This is a genomic window from uncultured Maribacter sp., assembly GCF_963977385.1.
GTDB lineage: Bacteria > Bacteroidota > Bacteroidia > Flavobacteriales > Flavobacteriaceae > Maribacter.
On the sequence record NZ_CAXBOU010000001.1, the window covers coordinates 405676 to 421107 of the forward strand.

Genomic DNA, 15432 nt, shown 5'->3' on the forward strand with positions numbered 1-15432 from the left:
AAACCCCATAAATTTGGGGTTGGGGGTTTATTGTAATTCTATATCAAACTGGGTCAGTCTTTTAAACTGATGCAGTCTTTCTCTAATCTCCTTATGCTTTAAATTGAGCATTCTTTCTGCGCCGAATTTTTCGACACTAAAGGATGCTAAGTTTGAACCATGAATAATGGCTTTCTTCATATTCTCGAAAGAGGTGTCGTCACTGGCTGCCAAATATCCTGAAAATCCACCGGCAAATGTATCACCCGCACCTGTAGGGTCGAATACTTCTTCTAACGGTAAAGCCGGTGCAAAGAAAATTTGGTCTTCATTGAATAATAAAGCGCCATGTTCTCCTTTTTTAATAACCACATATTCAGGGCCCATTGTAAAGATCTTTTGGGCGGCCTTCACTAAGGAATATTCTCCAGTCAATTGTCTGGCTTCCTCATCATTAATGGTAATGACATCTATATGTTTAATAACTTCCATCAAATCATTCAAAGCATTGTCCATCCAAAAATTCATGGTGTCCAATATGATAAGTTTTGGTCGTTTTTTCATTTGATTAATTACACCCTGTTGAACAATTGGGTGAAGATTACCCAACATAACTACATCGGCATCATTATAACCTTCTGGAACAACAGGGTTAAAGTCTGCCAAAGTGTTTAATTCTGTAACTAAGGTATCTCTTGAATTTAAATCATTATGATATTTACCTTTCCAGAAGAAAGTTTTACCACCTTTAACAACTTCTAGGGCAGAAATATCAATTTTTCTGTCTGTCAATAAATCTAAATATTCTTGAGGAAAATCATCACCAACTACGGAGATAATGGCTGAATCTACATCGAATTGTGAAGCTGCTAAGCCGATATAGGTAGCGGCACCTCCCAATATTTTATCAGTTTTGCCAAATGGTGTTTCAATGGCGTCAAAAGCGACAGTACCTACTATTAAGAGTTTGCCCATAAAAATGTAAAAATTTTAAGCTACAAAGATAAGGTTTTGATAAGCCAATAAAAATGGTTTAACAAATACTCATTCGAATAGTTATTAAAAGAGTGTTTGAAAAATAAAATATGAATTATTTCCTACCAAAATCTGCAGGAATTTCTCCCCACGCTTTCGTTTCCCATTTTACAATGACTGTGTTGTATTGATTTTTTTTAAGCCAATCGACCGCTCTTCGAATGAGCTCGAACAGATTTTTGTTCTTAGCAGACTCAGCCAGTTTGGTATTACAGTTTTTTTTTCGCACCCAGCTGATCGCTGTTCTCGAATCGGTATAAATAATACGATCACTTTTTTGTTCTTTTAAAAAAGCGAGTCCGTGTACAATAGCCAAAAATTCACCAATATTGTTTGTGCCTTGCGGAAAAGGCCCTTGTCTAAATAATTTTTTACCAGATTTTGTATCTACCCCTTGGTATTCCATAATACCTGGGTTTCCACTTGAAGCGGCATCAACAGAAATAGAATGATAATTTGGGATACCAATTTTTAAAAGCTCTTCTTTTGAAAGGGAAGAAGTTGTCTTTTTCTTTCCTTTGTAATCTGCGTAATTACCATTGAATGCTTTCTTTGCGATATCAAAAGATTCAAAAGACTTGTATTCTGCACCGGCATAGCCTGCAATAGATTTTTTACATTCCTTCCAAGAATCATAAATACCTGGTTTCTTTCCTTTCCAGACTACATAGAACTTTCCTTTTTTTGCCATTACTTTTTAAATAATAAATCGTCAATAACTTTTGGAAAGTACTCGTATTCTAATTGATGCACTTTTGATGCAATGTCCTCCGCGGAATCTTTTGCGCCAATAGAAGTTTTTTCTTGTTGAATTATGGCGCCTTCGTCGTAGTGAGCATTAACATAATGAATAGTAATACCGGTTTCTGATTCGTTATGCTCCTTTACGGCATCGTGAACTTTCATTCCATACATTCCTTTACCGCCATATTTTGGTAGTAAAGCCGGATGTATATTTATTATTTTATTTGGAAAAGCAATAGTTATAGCCTCAGGTATTTTCCAGAGAAATCCTGCTAATACTATAAGGTCAGGTTTAAGAGATTGCAACATTTTTAATATAAAGTCGCTTTTTGAAAAGGCCTGTCGGTTAAAATAAAGCGCATTTATTTCAAGTCTATTACAACGTTCAATGACTTTGGCATCGCTTTTGTTAGTTAATACACAGGATATAGTAACGTCCTTTCGGAATTTAAAATAGTTAGCAATGTTTTCAACATTCGACCCAGAACCTGAGGCAAAAAGAATAATTTGTTTGGTTTTCAATAGAAATGGTCTTTATAAGAGGGCAAAACAACTAATTAAGTTCGGAGCAAAAATAGTAAACAAGAAGCTTGTCAGGATTTAGAAAAAACAACAATTATATATAGTTCTAATAACTCACCTCTTTTCAATACCCTTTTTCAACGTTACCGAAACAAAATATTAATATGGTAAAATTACTGCACTTGTGTTTAATTTTATTAAATTACAATACATTTTAACGACAATTAGTGTAATTAAACCAAAGTTTTTTATTTTTGCCTACAATTTAAATTTTTAAAACAAATATTATTATGTCAGACATTGCATCAAGAGTTAAAGCTATCATCGTTGATAAATTAGGAGTTGATGAAAACGAAGTGGTAACGGAAGCTAGCTTTACTAACGATTTAGGCGCAGATTCATTGGATACAGTAGAGTTGATAATGGAATTCGAAAAAGAATTTGATATTCAAATTCCAGACGATCAAGCCGAAAATATCGCAACTGTTGGTCAAGCCATCAGCTATATAGAAGAAGCGAAGTAAAATTATGTATTCTTAAATAGAATTCAAATTATCCATGTGGTAAATGCTCCGCATGGATAATTTTTTTTAATTTACGCTTGGTTTAGATTTAAACAAATAATTAAGTTAAATGCAGTTAAAGCGAGTTGTAGTTACAGGATTGGGGGCACTTACCCCGATAGGTAATAATATTGAGGAATATTGGGAAGCATTAATCAGCGGTAAAAGCGGTTCTGCACCCATCACCTATTACGATACAGAAAAGTTCAAAGTCAAATTTGCGTGTGAGCTAAAGAATTACAGCACCGAAGATCATTTTGAAAGAAAGGAAGGCCGCAAGCTAGATAGATTTGCACAGTATGCACTTGTATCATCTGACGAGGCTATTCTTGATTCTAAATTAGATTTAGAAAAAATCGATAAATTTCGTGTTGGAGTTATTTGGGGAGCAGGTATTGGTGGTTTGGAAACTTTTCAGAATGAAGTAATGAATTTTGCAAATGGAGATGGTACTCCAAGGTTCAATCCATTCTTTATTCCAAAGATGATTGCAGATATTGCACCAGGAAATATTTCCATTAAGCATGGTTTCATGGGGCCTAATTATACTACTGTTTCTGCTTGTGCCTCTTCGGCCAATGCAATGATAGATGCCTTAAACTATATACGTTTAGGACATTGCGATGTCATCGTAACAGGAGGTAGTGAGGCTGCGGTTACTATTGCAGGTATGGGTGGTTTTGGAGCAATGCACGCGCTATCTACTAGAAATGAAAGTCCGGAAACGGCTTCAAGACCTTTTGATGCAACCAGAGATGGTTTCGTATTAGGAGAAGGAGCAGGGGCATTGGTTCTAGAGGAGTATGAGCACGCAATTGCAAGAGGAGCAAAAATATATGCTGAAGTAGCAGGTGGCGGAATGTCTAGTGATGCTTATCATATGACGGCACCTCATCCTGATGGAATCGGAGTAGTTAGAGTAATGGAAAACTGTTTAAGAGATGCAGGTCTATCTATAGAAGATGTTGATGCCATTAATACACATGGTACTTCTACACCTTTAGGTGACGTTGCTGAACTTAAGGCAATAACCCAAGTATTTGGAGCACATGCTAAAAACATAAACATAAACTCTACAAAATCCATGACCGGGCATTTATTAGGTGCTGCAGGAGCTATTGAAGCCATTGCCTCAATTTTGGCTATGGAACATGGTATTGTACCACCTACGATAAATCATACTACGGTTGATGAGAATATTGACCCTAGTTTAAACCTTACATTGAACAAAGCACAGAAACGAGATGTGAAAGTGGCTATGAGTAATACATTTGGTTTTGGTGGCCATAATGCATGTGTGGTTTTTAAAAAATTAGATTAATTATTTTATGTCTTTTCCCACAAACTTATTTAATTCCCATCCTAAAGAGGATGGGGATTTTTTTTTGGGGGTTACCAAAATATTAGGATTCAAACCCAAAACATTATCCATTTATAAAAAGGCCTTTCTACATAGGTCGATGAATAAAAAGGATGATGAGGGGAATGCCATGAATTATGAACGATTAGAATTTTTAGGCGATTCTATGTTAGGTACCATAATTTCTAAACATCTATATAATGTAGTTCCTGAAGGTGATGAGGGTTATCTTACTAAGATGCGCTCTAAAATCGTAAGTAGAGAACACCTTAATGAATTAGGTAAAGATTTAGGATTAATCAATTTTGTAGAAAGTAGAATACCTAAATCCCATTTTGGACAAAATATTCACGGTAATGTTTTTGAAGCTTTGGTAGGTGCAATATATTTAGATAGAGGGTACAATTACTGTCTAAAATTCATTAAGAAAAGGGTAATAGAACCCTATGTAGATATTGAACAATTAGAAGGGAGGGTTATTAGCTATAAGAGTTTGGTAATCGAGTGGTGTCAAAAACAAAAGAAAGCTTTTGATTTCGATGTTTATGAGGATACAGGAAATGATCCTTTAAAGCATTTTGCCGTTAAACTTTCTATTGGAGGTCATGTGGTAGCAAAAGCACGGGCAACTTCTAAAAAGAAGGCAGAGGAAAGAGCTTCAAAAAGAGCCTTCTTTGCACTTCAAGATAAAATGGAGAATTAATCCTCAGCTTAAATATTAAAATGCTAACATTTTAATAACTTTTGAAACGTTTTTATCAATTTATGAAACTAGGCTTTAAAGCTTATTAGTTTTATATTTACCCTTTTATTGGAGTATGGCAGCTATTTATAAAATAAATGACGATTTTTATGATGAATCTTTTATAGTAATCGCTTTACACACTACATTAGCAGATTACGCTTTGGTCTATGGATTGAATCAGAGTATTAAAGCTAAATTTGTTAGAGCAAGAAAGAATTTTAATCTTGCCGAAAATAAATCATTCCCAATTTTTGAATGGGATGACGAATTTCATGATATGTATTGGGTGTTAGTTGCTAACCACAGCAGTGAACAAGAGCTTATCCCCAATAATGATTTATTCCAGAACGAAACAACATATACTAAGCCAAGGCTTATACCTGAATTTAAGGATGTTGATTATCTATTGAAAATAGAAACGGATAAGGAATTCGATACAAACTCGTTAATTAAGAAGATACTTATGTTGCCCAGAGTTATGGCGGCGTATGAAATAAGTACAGAAAAACTGAAATCAAAGAACAATTTAATATTTTAAAAATGCCAACTGTAAAAAAGACGAAAATTGTAGCCACATTAGGGCCTGCAACGAGCAAGAAAGAGGTACTCAGGAGCATGATAAATGCCGGAGTAGATGTCTTCAGAATAAATTTTTCCCATGCCGATTATGACGATGTAAGAGAGCGCGTTAAAATGATCCGTGAATTAAATGAGGAAATGGATACAAATACTTCCATTTTAGCAGATTTACAAGGTCCTAAATTACGTGTAGGTGTAATGGCGGGTGATGTAGTTGTTAGCCCTGGTGATGAAATAACATTTGTTACTGGTGAGCCATTTGAGGGTACGGCTGAAAGAGTTTACATGAACTATAAAGAATTCCCTAGAGATGTAAAGGCTGGTGAACGTATTCTTTTAGATGATGGTAAATTAATGTTTGAGGTAGTTAAAACTAATGGTATAAATGAAGTTTTAGCCAAGGTTATACAAGGCGGGCCACTGAAATCTAAGAAAGGTGTAAATCTACCTAACACAAATATCTCACTACCTGCACTGACAGAAAAGGATATTAAGGATGCCGAATTTGCAATCAGTTTAGAAGTAGATTGGATGGCACTTTCATTTGTTCGTTTCAGTCAAGATTTGATTGACCTTCAAAATATCATCAATAAGCATTCTGCCCATAAAATTCCAATTATCGCTAAAATTGAAAAGCCTGAGGCGGTAGAGAATATTGATAAAATCGTGGCATATTGCGATGGACTTATGGTTGCGCGTGGAGATTTAGGTGTAGAAGTTCCTGCACATGAAGTTCCATTAATTCAAAAACAACTAGTACTACGTGCTAAAAAAGCTAGGATTCCGGTAATCATTGCAACGCAAATGATGGAAACCATGATCACTAGTCTTACACCAACTAGAGCAGAAGTAAATGATGTGGCCAATTCGGTAATGGATGGTGCTGATGCTGTAATGTTATCTGGTGAAACTTCTGTAGGTAATTATCCTGTTGAGGTTATTCAAAAAATGGCAAGTATTTTGGAGAGTGTTGAAGGTTCAGATTTAATTCATGTTCCTCATGATCCACCACATATTCGTACGAAAAGATTTATAACAAAATCTATTTGTTATCATGCTGCTTTAATGGCAAATGAAATTAAGGCTAAGGCAATTTCGACTTTAACCAATAGTGGATATACCGCCTTTCAAATTTCGGCATGGAGACCAAGTGCACATATTCTTGTATTTACATCGAATAAAAGGATTCTTACTCAATTGAATCTTTTATGGGGAGTTAAGGCCTTTTATTATGATAAGAACGTATCTACCGATGATACGATTGAGGATGTAAATCGTATGGCATTCAAGAAAGGGTATATTGAAGTTGGCGATATGTTAGTTAGTCTTGCGGCAATGCCAATGAAAGATAAAGGTATGGTCAATACATTAAGAGTAACTGAAATAGAATCTAAAGATATTTAGTCATTCTATAGTAATAAATAAAAAAAGGGTCGCTGAAAAGCGACCCTTTTTTACTTGTATTGTTATTCGAGTTAAGCAACTTCTTTTTCAAAGGCAATAAAATTAACGACTTCCCCTTTTTCATTAAAAACTGGCTGACCTTGAATCCGACAGTTATAGGTTGACCCGTCTTTACGATAGTTTACTATGGTAACTTCAAAAGGTTTACTTGATTTAACAGCTTCAGAAACAATTTTAAGTGTAGATTTTGAAGTCTTATGTCCTTGAAACATTTTAGGTTTTTTACCTAAAATCTCCTTCGGATGATATTGGTTCATTTCCCAAATATTTTTGGTAGCAAAAACTATGTTCAAATGAATATCGGTTACAACAATAACGTTTTTCTCGACCTTTAATTTATCATCTAATACCTGAGTATTAAAATTCCAAGAGTTTGAGGAAACCAAACGCATCAAAGAAACCATATCCTCTTCAGATTTTTTAATGTTTTCAAAGTTTTGGGAATAGAAATCCCACGAGAGTATGGGGAGAATGGAAAACTTTAGACTTTTTCTAAACTTGATTACGGCATTCTCGTAATCTTTTAAATCTATCATGCAATTTAGTTTAGAGTAATAGGTAAATTTCTTTTTCACAGCAATTTGGTATAAAACTAAAAAATCATACAAAATGGCGATAGTATTTAGTAAGCATTAACATAAGTGTTTAAACAAACTTTGATTTAAGTTAGAATTATAATTAAAAAGTTGAACACAAATTCTGGAATATGCTTAAAAATAGAGAGGGAAGCCAAGTATATGACCTTGTTTATGAAGAGAATAGTGCTATAAAACAGACCCTAATGAAAAATTTCATTAGGGTCTGCGTACAAACTAATTAAACTGAAGAAGTAAAATTTTTAATTCCATCCACCACCTAACGCTTGGTAAACATTTACCCTAGCCATTAACTGGTCTTTTTTAGTTTCAACAAGCTCCATTTTTGATTCTAAAGCCTCTCGTTGGGTTAATAAAACCTCTATATATTCAATTCTTGCAGATTGAAATAAACGAGTAGATAGATCTATGGAAGCGGTCAATGCCTTCACTTGGTTTTCCTTTAAATCATAACTCTTTTTAAGGTTTTCCATTTTTGAAAGTTGATTTACAACTTCGATATAACCATTCAAAATAGCTTTTTCAAACTCATAAACTGCTTGTACTTGTTTAGCATTTGCTGTATTGTAGTTTGCTTTTATAGCGTTTCTATTGATTAAAGGTCCTACGATATCACCCATAGCACTATACATAAGCGATTCTGGAGTAGTTGTTAAATACTTCGGATTGAAAGCCTGTAATCCAATACCAGCTTTTATGCCTATGCTAGGATAAAAATTAGCTCTTGCAACTTTGATATTGAGTTTTGCTGCTTCTAATTCATATTCTGCTTGTCTAATATCGGGTCTGTTTTGCAACAACTGAGAAGGAACTCCTGAGTAAATAGTGTCCATCTGGGTTTCAATAAAACTCGCTGAATTACGTGCAATACGTTGCGGTTGACGACCTATTAAAAAATTAAGTTTGTTTTCCATTTCAACAATTTCTTGTTGTACCTCAAACTTATGACTTTGGTTTTTGAAAACCTCTGCCTCGAACCTTTTTACAGCAAGTTCAGTGGCACGGGCAGCTTCTTTTTGTAATCGAACCATCATAAGAGCATTACCTTGTAATTCAAGGTTTTGTTCTATAAAAGCCAATTGATTGTCTAGAGCTAGTAGTTCGTAATATGAATCTGCAATCTCTGCAATAATTCTAGTCACCATAAAGTTTTTACCCTCTATGCTTGAAAGGTATTCAAGAACAGCTGACTTTTTAGAATTGCGTAGTTTTTTCCAGATATCAAGTTCCCAAGAGGCAAAAATTCCAGCAGAATAATAAGTTAAAGGCTCAGGAAATTCTTCACCATCTTTAATTTCTAGATTTTTTTCTACTGCTCCGTTTCGTGTGTATTCACCAACTTTTTCAACCTCGGCTCCTGCACCATAAGTAATAAAAGGTAAGTATTCTCCTTTTCTGGCTTTGACTTCATTCTGAGCAACATCAATCTGCTTCAACATAATATTCAACTCTTGGTTGTTTACCAAGGCGGTGTCAATGAGTTTTATCAAGTTGTCGTCCTTAAAAAAATCTTTCCACTGTACGATAGCACTATTTGTAGAATCTGTCGATTGTTGTGCATACTGTGACGGTAGATTTTTATTTTCCTGCTTAAGTTCTTTTGTAGGAACACAGGAATAAAACATACCTACATTTAGTAACAACACCAAAAGCAGTTTTCCACGCTTTTTAAAGAATTTTATAGTCTTAATCATTGTTTTCTCTTTTGGTTAATTTTTTAATCATTGTCCTTAATTCTTTGATTGCTTGTTTGGTTTTGCTTTCACCTTCACTTGCTCTCATTAATTCTTCTGAAATAGGCTCAAAAGATTCATCCTTAATCAGACTTCGACCTTCGGCTAATTTCGCAAAGACGTAATATAGTCCTGGGATAATTATAACTCCGAATATGGTACCGATAAGCATTCCTCCTAATGCAGAACCACCAATGGTACGGTTTCCGATAGCACCAGCTCCAGAAGCAAATACTAATGGAATTAACCCTGCGATGAATGCAAATGAAGTCATTAAAATAGGTCTGAATCTAGCTCTTGAGCCTTCTATGGCGGCCTCAAGAACAGTTGCTCCTTGTCTTTGTTTCTGCACAGCAAATTCAACAATTAATACTGCATTCTTTCCTAGTAGACCTACGAGCATAATTACCCCTATCTGAGCATATACATCATTGGCTAAGCCAGTCATTTTTAATAATGCAAAAGACCCTAGAATCCCTACCGGTAAGGAAAGAATAACGGCAAATGGAAGAAGAAAACTTTCATATTGTGCGGCAAGAACGAAATAAACGAAAATCAAAACGATGATAAATATGTATAATGATTCGTTTCCTCTGTTTGCCTCATCGTATGATAGTCCTTCCCAAGCAATGTCATAACCTGCTGGAAGCGTTTCTTTTGAGACTTCTTTTATAGCATTAATTGCATCACCAGTTGTAAAACCAGTTGCCGGTAGTCCATTAATAGCAGCAGAATTATAAAGGTTATATCTGGTTATCTCATTGGGTCCCAATTTCTTTTCCATAGTCATAAATGCAGAGTAGGGCACCATTTCTCCCTCTTCATTTTTAACAAAAAGCTTCTCTAAATCTGAAGGGAGAGCCCTGTATTCTGGAGCAGCTTGTGTGTAAACCTTAAAGAACCTACCAAATCTAATGAAACCTTGTTCATAGGTACTACCTATTAGAATGTTTAGGTTTTCCATAGCCTTACCAATGGTAACACCCTTTTGCATCGCTATTTTATTATTAATCTTAAGCTCATACTGTGGGTAATTGGCTGAATAAAATGTAAATAGACCAGTTAGCTCTTTACGTTCACCAAGAGCGTTCATAAAGTCATTATTGATTTTTTCGAATACATGATAATCGGTATTGTCAGTCTTATCTAATAAACGAAGAGAGAAACCACCAGAAGAACCAAACCCAGGTACTGCAGGGGGTTCAAAATATTCAATTACAGCTCCCAGATCTTTCGTTTCTTCTTCCAATTCCTCCATGATTTCATGAACGGAATGTTCACGTTCAGACCATGGTTTTAGGTTAATTAAACAAGTACCAGCATTTGAACCTCTACCTTCGGTCATGATTTCATAACCTGCCAATGAGGCTACTGATTCTACACCATCCATTTCCTCACATATCTTCTGCAACTTTCTTGCTACATCATTAGTACGTTCTAAAGTTGCCCCTGGAGGTGTTTGAATAATGGCATAAATCATACCTTGGTCTTCATTAGGTATGAAACCAGCTGGAAGTGTTTCGTTGGTTATAAAAATACCTATACAGAAAGCGATTAGAATACCAAAGGTTACGACTCTTCTAGCAACAATTTTATTCAAAAGCTTTACATAGCTACCTGTCAAACGCTCAAAGCCTTTGTTGAACCAGTCAATAAATTTGTCTATTGGAGATTTCCTTTTTGCTTTACCATGGTTGTTTTTGAGCATCATGGCACAAAGAACAGGAGTAAGTGTCAAGGCCACTATGGCTGAAATTATAATTGAACCTGCCATTGTAATGGAGAACTGCCTATAGAAAACCCCAACCGGGCCAGACATAAAGGAAATAGGGATAAATACCGATACCATAACAAGGGTAATCGCTACAATAGCACCACCAATTTCACCTAAAACTTCTGACGAGGCTTTGTAAGGCGATAGGTTTTCTTCTTCCATTTTAACATGTACCGCTTCGACGACAACAATGGCGTTATCTACCACAATACCAATAGCCAGTACCAAAGCAAAAAGTGTGATTAGGTTGATTGATAACCCGAACATTTGCATTACAAAGAAAGAACCAATTAAAGATACCGGTACTGCAATTATAGGTATCAAGGTAGAACGCCAGTCTCCTAAAAAGAGGAATACTACTATAGCTACAAGAATAAATGCATCTCTAAGTGTATGCAGAACCTGTTCAATTGAGGCATCTAGAAAATTAGAGACATCATAACTTACTTGGTATTCTAAGCCAGGAGGTAAATCTACTTTTAGCTCTTCCAATTTAGCCTTTACGGCATCAATTACATCTTTACCATTACTACCAACAGTCTGTTTTAGAATCATCGAAGCTGAAGGATGACCATCTAAATTGGAGTAAATATCAAAGAATTCACTACCCAATTCAACATCAGCTACATCTTTCAATTTTAGAATTTCCCCTTCTTCATTGGCTCTTACAATTATATTTTCATATTGCTCAGGTTCATTGTAACGGCCTTCATAGGTAAGCACATATTCTAAAGATTGTGATTTCTTACCTGAACTACCACCTAATCTACCAGGCCTTGCTACAATGCTCTGGTCTTGCATGGCTTCCATAACTTCTTCTGCAGATACATTATAGGCTCTCATTCGGTCTGGCTTCAACCAAACACGCATAGCATATTTACGGCTACCCAAAATTTGGGCACTTGCAATACCATTGATACGTTGAATTTCAGGAACAATTTTAGTATAAGCGTAATTGTAGAGAAACAATTCATTGTCCTCTGTATTATTACTAAACAAGTTTACGTACATCAACATACTGGGTTGTACGGGAGTAATTACGACTCCTTCCATTTGCACTAACTCGGGTAAGTTGGGCATTACTTGATCTACCCTAGTTTTAACCCTTACTACTGCTTGGTTAGGATCTGTACCGGGTTCGAAAATGATACGTAATGTTCCTTCACCAGCACTTGTAGCATCTGAAGCAACATAGCGCATTCCTTGTACACCGTTTATAGCGGTTTCTAAAGGAATAATGGTAGAGTTAATTAGTACGTCTGCACTTGCACCTGGGTAGGCGATGAAAATATTCACCGTGGTAGGGGCTATTTCTGGAAACTGGGAAATTGGTAATTGTTTAATTGCCAATAACCCTGTAAAAACTATGATTACCGAAATAACAATAGCCAATACCGGTCTATGTATAAATCTTTTGAACATATCTTATTGTATTTGGATAGTGTTATTCTGTGTATAAATCTAAACTTGATAGCACTTTCTTAGGAGTTACAAACTCAGACTCTATCTTTTGATTTTCTTTAACCATACGTATACCATCAAGAATAATTTTATCCTTTTCGGTTAACCCTTTGGTTACAACAAATAAGTTTGGCATTTCTGCACCAATGAAAATTTCGCGTTGTTTTACGACATTGTCTTGACCAACAACAAATACAAACTTTTTATCTAAAATCTCGAAAGTTGCTTTTTGAGGAATTATTAAGGCACCTTTTAAAGGAACCGTCATAAGAATGCTGCCGGTTTCACCGTGTCTTAGTATTTTATCAGGATTTGGGAAGGTTGCTCTAAATGCAATGTTACCAGTGGCATTGTTAAATTCACCTTCTATGGTCTCAACAATACCTGTTTGGTTAAATGACTTATTATTGGCCATTAAAAGACCCACCTCTTTTTTAGAGTCTTTATCCGTGCTAATGATATAGTCTAAGTATTCCGCTTCGGGAACATTAAAATAAATCCACATTTTAGAGTTGTCAGATAAGGTGGTCAATAATTCACCTTCATCTAAAAGACTTCCTTCTCTAACATGCAAGTGATCCATAATACCATCAAATGGTGCACGAATATTTGTAAATCCTAAATGGGTCTGTGCCAAGGAAACTTCTGCATTAGCTTTATCAAAACTTGCTTTAGCCATGGCCAACTCATTTTTCGATACAACATTACCGTCTAATAATAACTGTGTGTTTTGTAATTCTATTTCTGCAACTTTTGCTTCTGCTTTTGCTTTTTGCAAATCTGCCTCGTAAATGTTGGGCATAATATTGAACATCTGCTGGCCCTTTTTAACGTATTGGCCTTCATCTACATGAATTTGTTTTAAGTAGCCCTTTTCAAGAGCCCTAACTTCAATATGCCTTATAGAATGTATTTGGCAGACGTAATCTTTGGTAATTGAAGTGTCCTTTTTTATAGGACTGGTAACTAGGAATTTGGCATGTTCTTCCTTTTTCTCTTTTTTTGATTCGCAGCTAGTATATAAAAATAATGCACATACGGTGGCGAACAGGAGAATTCTCTTGGTCATAACTTTTAAATTAAAATGATTGGTACTATGAGTTTATGGAAATGCGTAAACGCATGAAATTTTAGGGCTTTAGAATTTTATATCTAACAAGCCCAAATGAAGAAGTAGTGTGGGCAATAGAAATTGCCCAAAAAATTATAATCTAAATACTTGAAATAAAATGAAGCGCCTATTTACATAATAAAAATGGGTAAATAGCCTTTGAAATCTATTGTTATTCGTGAAGAAACTAAATAAGAATAATAGTGATAAAAGATAGAATGTTGCTGAGGAGTAGTAAAAATCTCCTCCCTTTTTTATAAAAGAATTTTCACTTTCTTCTTCCTCAATTTCAGTAGCATCTATTTCTAGAACCTTATCAACATTATCAAGGGAGCCTTTAATTGTGGCATTCTGATTTTGAACACCATTTAAAAGGTTATTATTTGTTGATGTTGTGAAATATTGGTCGTTAATATGTAATAAAGATTCTCCTATATTGATATTAGCAAATAGAGGGTTGCATACACTAGTCAGAAGTATACAAATAGAAAGAAGAAACTTTAAGAAACTCTTTTTCATTTAAGAGGTCAAAATTATTCTAGCGAATTGGGCTGCACAAGTAAATGCCGTTAATTTTTGTTAACAGGGGTAATTTTTAGATAAAAGAGGTTAATTAAGGGTTGAATATTCAGAAATCGAACTTTAGTTGTACCAATATTGATTTATCCTCATCTTTTTTAATAGCCTTACTATCAGTGTTTAGGTTAGAAAGGGAAATACCGAGCAGTCGAACTGAGTTTTGTAGCTCTTCTTGATACAACAATTCTCTAGCAGTTTCTAATATTAGCGTTTTGTCTGCAATGAAATAAGGTATTGTTTTACTTCTAGTATTTAGGGTAAAATCACTGTATTTTATTTTAAGGGTAATCGTCTTACCGGCAATTGTGGCTTTTTTAAGTCTTCGTTCAAGTTCTTGCGCAATATGCTCTAAACGTTCTAACATGAAAATTTCACTACTTAAATTTTCATTGAACGTTCTTTCTGCACCTACCGATTTAGGAATACGATGTGGTTTAACTTCACTCGTATGAATACCTCGAACTACATTGTAATAGTAACTGCCACTCTTTCCAAATTTTTTTTCTAGGAACTCAATTGGTTTTGTCTTCAAATCAATTCCGGTGAAAATGCCCAATTGATACATTTTTTCAGCAGTAACTTTACCTACGCCATAAAATTTACGAATTTCTAGGGCTTCTAAAAATGGAATTACTTCTTCTGGGTTTACTGTTTTTTGTCCGTTAGGCTTGTTGATGTCGCTTGCTACTTTGGCAATAAATTTATTAATAGATATTCCTGCGGATGCATTTAAACCTGTTTCCTCTAAAATACGTTGTCTAATTTCTGTAGCTAATAAAGTTGCCGAAGGATTTCCTTTTTTATTTATGGTAACATCAAGATAAGCTTCGTCAAGTGATAACGGCTCAACCAAATCGGTGTATTCGAAAAATATGGACCTTATTTTTTTAGAAATCTCTTTATACCGCTCAAATCGGGGTTTTACAAACGTAATATGTGGACAGTTTTTTTTGGCTAAATAACCACTCATGGCACTTCGTACTCCATATTTACGAGCTTCATAGTTGGCAGCAGAAACAACACCCCTCTTTTCGCTACCGCCAACCGCCAATGGTTTTCCTTTTAAATTAGGATTATCTAGCTCTTCTACAGATGCATAAAATGCATCCATATCGACATGGATAATTTTCCGTTGAGGTATTTCATTGGGCATAAGCAAATTTAAGACTTATCTTAGTTTAAGGATA

At 35.1% G+C, this 15432-nt stretch carries 14 protein-coding genes; 5 read left to right on the top strand and 9 right to left on the bottom strand.

All coding sequences use genetic code 11. The annotated features are described in order from the left end of the window. Positions 1-27: 27 nt before the first annotated feature. The 3 genes from AAC084_RS01715 to AAC084_RS01725 all read right to left on the bottom strand — a co-directional run bounded on the left by AAC084_RS01715 (position 28) and on the right by AAC084_RS01725 (position 2280). Positions 28-954 (bottom strand): PfkB family carbohydrate kinase, encoded by a 927-nt coding sequence (locus tag AAC084_RS01715; RefSeq protein WP_339836058.1) that lies wholly within the window; start codon positions 952-954, stop codon positions 28-30. Between the two features lie 115 nt (positions 955-1069). Next, the gene (locus tag AAC084_RS01720; RefSeq protein WP_339836061.1) at positions 1070-1705 is read right to left on the bottom strand and encodes a ribonuclease H family protein; all 636 of its coding nucleotides are present in this window, start codon (positions 1703-1705) and stop codon (positions 1070-1072) included. Further along, positions 1705-2280: a phosphoribosylglycinamide formyltransferase gene (locus tag AAC084_RS01725; protein WP_339836064.1), complete on the bottom strand. Its 576-nt coding sequence runs from the start codon at positions 2278-2280 to the stop codon at positions 1705-1707. Before AAC084_RS01725 ends, AAC084_RS01720 begins: the two co-directional genes overlap by 1 nt. Before the next feature lie 290 nt (positions 2281-2570). Here AAC084_RS01725 and AAC084_RS01730 point away from each other — a divergent pair, with 290 nt between their 5' ends. The 5 genes from AAC084_RS01730 (at position 2571) to pyk (ending at position 6931) form a co-directional block, all read left to right on the top strand. Further along, on the top strand, positions 2571-2804 hold the full coding sequence (locus tag AAC084_RS01730; RefSeq protein ID WP_008269813.1) for an acyl carrier protein: 234 nt from the start codon (positions 2571-2573) through the stop codon (positions 2802-2804). A gap of 109 nt (positions 2805-2913) precedes the next feature. Then, a complete protein-coding gene (fabF, locus tag AAC084_RS01735) occupies positions 2914-4164 on the top strand; it encodes a beta-ketoacyl-ACP synthase II (RefSeq protein ID WP_339836067.1) in 1251 nt (416 codons plus the stop codon). Between the two features lie 7 nt (positions 4165-4171). Then, a complete protein-coding gene (rnc, locus tag AAC084_RS01740; protein ID WP_339836070.1) occupies positions 4172-4906 on the top strand; it encodes a ribonuclease III in 735 nt (244 codons plus the stop codon). A gap of 115 nt (positions 4907-5021) precedes the next feature. Then, entirely contained in the window at positions 5022-5486 is a 465-nt protein-coding gene (locus AAC084_RS01745) for an IPExxxVDY family protein (protein WP_339836073.1), read from the top strand. Positions 5487-5488: 2 nt separating this feature from the next. Beyond that, positions 5489-6931, top strand: coding sequence for a pyruvate kinase (pyk, locus tag AAC084_RS01750; protein ID WP_339836076.1), 1443 nt, complete (start codon positions 5489-5491; stop codon positions 6929-6931). A gap of 71 nt (positions 6932-7002) precedes the next feature. On the opposite strand, the gene AAC084_RS01755 is transcribed toward pyk, so the two are convergent. From AAC084_RS01755 to dinB, 6 genes are all read right to left on the bottom strand, one after another. Then, on the bottom strand, positions 7003-7527 hold the full coding sequence (locus AAC084_RS01755; protein ID WP_339836079.1) for a PAS domain-containing protein: 525 nt from the start codon (positions 7525-7527) through the stop codon (positions 7003-7005). Between the two features lie 302 nt (positions 7528-7829). Further along, positions 7830-9281 carry a TolC family protein gene (locus tag AAC084_RS01760; RefSeq protein WP_339836082.1) on the bottom strand — a complete coding sequence of 484 codons (1452 nt, stop codon included), beginning with the start codon at positions 9279-9281 and terminating at the stop codon, positions 7830-7832. Next, the gene (locus AAC084_RS01765) at positions 9274-12516 is read right to left on the bottom strand and encodes an efflux RND transporter permease subunit (RefSeq protein WP_339836085.1); all 3243 of its coding nucleotides are present in this window, start codon (positions 12514-12516) and stop codon (positions 9274-9276) included. Before AAC084_RS01765 ends, AAC084_RS01760 begins: the two co-directional genes overlap by 8 nt. A 22-nt stretch (positions 12517-12538) precedes the next feature. Next, entirely contained in the window at positions 12539-13624 is a 1086-nt protein-coding gene (locus AAC084_RS01770; protein ID WP_339836087.1) for an efflux RND transporter periplasmic adaptor subunit, read from the bottom strand. A gap of 135 nt (positions 13625-13759) precedes the next feature. Next, positions 13760-14185 carry a hypothetical protein gene (locus AAC084_RS01775; protein WP_339836089.1) on the bottom strand — a complete coding sequence of 142 codons (426 nt, stop codon included), beginning with the start codon at positions 14183-14185 and terminating at the stop codon, positions 13760-13762. A 109-nt stretch (positions 14186-14294) separates the two neighbouring features. Next, a complete protein-coding gene (dinB, locus tag AAC084_RS01780; protein ID WP_339836092.1) occupies positions 14295-15398 on the bottom strand; it encodes a DNA polymerase IV in 1104 nt (367 codons plus the stop codon). Positions 15399-15432 lie beyond the last annotated feature (34 nt).

Bases quoted from the DNA above. Each gene is read 5' to 3' on its own strand.
- AAC084_RS01715 (WP_339836058.1), bottom strand. From the start codon at position 954: ATGGGCAAACTCTTAATAGTAGGTACTGTCGCTTTTGACGCCATTGAA.
- AAC084_RS01720 (WP_339836061.1), bottom strand. From the start codon at position 1,705: ATGGCAAAAAAAGGAAAGTTCTATGTAGTCTGGAAAGGAAAGAAACCA.
- AAC084_RS01730 (WP_008269813.1), top strand. From the start codon at position 2,571: ATGTCAGACATTGCATCAAGAGTTAAAGCTATCATCGTTGATAAATTA.
- fabF (WP_339836067.1), top strand. From the start codon at position 2,914: ATGCAGTTAAAGCGAGTTGTAGTTACAGGATTGGGGGCACTTACCCCG.
- rnc (WP_339836070.1), top strand. From the start codon at position 4,172: ATGTCTTTTCCCACAAACTTATTTAATTCCCATCCTAAAGAGGATGGG.
- AAC084_RS01745 (WP_339836073.1), top strand. From the start codon at position 5,022: ATGGCAGCTATTTATAAAATAAATGACGATTTTTATGATGAATCTTTT.
- pyk (WP_339836076.1), top strand. From the start codon at position 5,489: ATGCCAACTGTAAAAAAGACGAAAATTGTAGCCACATTAGGGCCTGCA.
- AAC084_RS01755 (WP_339836079.1), bottom strand. From the start codon at position 7,527: ATGATAGATTTAAAAGATTACGAGAATGCCGTAATCAAGTTTAGAAAA.
- AAC084_RS01760 (WP_339836082.1), bottom strand. From the start codon at position 9,281: ATGATTAAGACTATAAAATTCTTTAAAAAGCGTGGAAAACTGCTTTTG.
- AAC084_RS01765 (WP_339836085.1), bottom strand. From the start codon at position 12,516: ATGTTCAAAAGATTTATACATAGACCGGTATTGGCTATTGTTATTTCG.
- AAC084_RS01770 (WP_339836087.1), bottom strand. From the start codon at position 13,624: ATGACCAAGAGAATTCTCCTGTTCGCCACCGTATGTGCATTATTTTTA.
- AAC084_RS01775 (WP_339836089.1), bottom strand. From the start codon at position 14,185: ATGAAAAAGAGTTTCTTAAAGTTTCTTCTTTCTATTTGTATACTTCTG.
- dinB (WP_339836092.1), bottom strand. From the start codon at position 15,398: ATGCCCAATGAAATACCTCAACGGAAAATTATCCATGTCGATATGGAT.